Origin of the sequence: Burkholderia sp. BCC1638 (genome assembly GCF_902833195.1) — a bacterium.
GTDB lineage: Bacteria > Pseudomonadota > Gammaproteobacteria > Burkholderiales > Burkholderiaceae > Burkholderia > Burkholderia diffusa.
Window position 1 is genome coordinate 1 of sequence record NZ_CADFEC010000122.1, and the last position, 488, is coordinate 488.

Consider the following 488-nt stretch of genomic DNA (forward strand, 5'->3'; position numbering starts at 1 on the left):
TCATCCTGAGTTTCCTGATGATGATGGCGTACGGCCGCAAGTGGTCGTCGGTGGCCGTCGACGTCGGGGCACGGGCGTGATGCCGCCGTCCGGCCCCGGCGCCGCGCTCACCAGCGCAGCACGCGCGGCCCGAGCAGGGCGCCGGCGACGGTCGGCACCAGCATGCCGAGCAGGTACCAGACGCCCCAGAAGGCCACGCCCATCTCCGGGCAGTGCAGGCAGTAGACCAGGGTGGCCACCGCGCCCGAGAGCAGGCCGCCCGCGGCGCCGGCCAGCGCCAGGCGGGTCGGGGCGAGGCTGCGCAGCGCGGACAGGGTGGCGACGAAGCCGGGGATCGTCAGCATCGAGATCGCGAACGGGCAGACCTTCCAGGTCTGGCCGAGCACCATCGCGAGACGCTCGCCGGCCGGCGTGAGCGCCAGCATGACGAGGGTGGCGATCCACACCACCGCCACCGGCGAAGCCACCAGCAGGCCCGCGCCGCCCGC

General features: G+C 74.2%; 1 protein-coding gene. It reads right to left on the reverse strand.

Annotated features, from left to right (window positions below):
* Window positions 1-107 precede the first annotated feature (107 nt).
* The coding region (locus tag HWX22_RS31500) for a DUF1109 domain-containing protein (protein WP_175917018.1) at window positions 108-488 on the reverse strand (381 nt) is incomplete at its 5' end.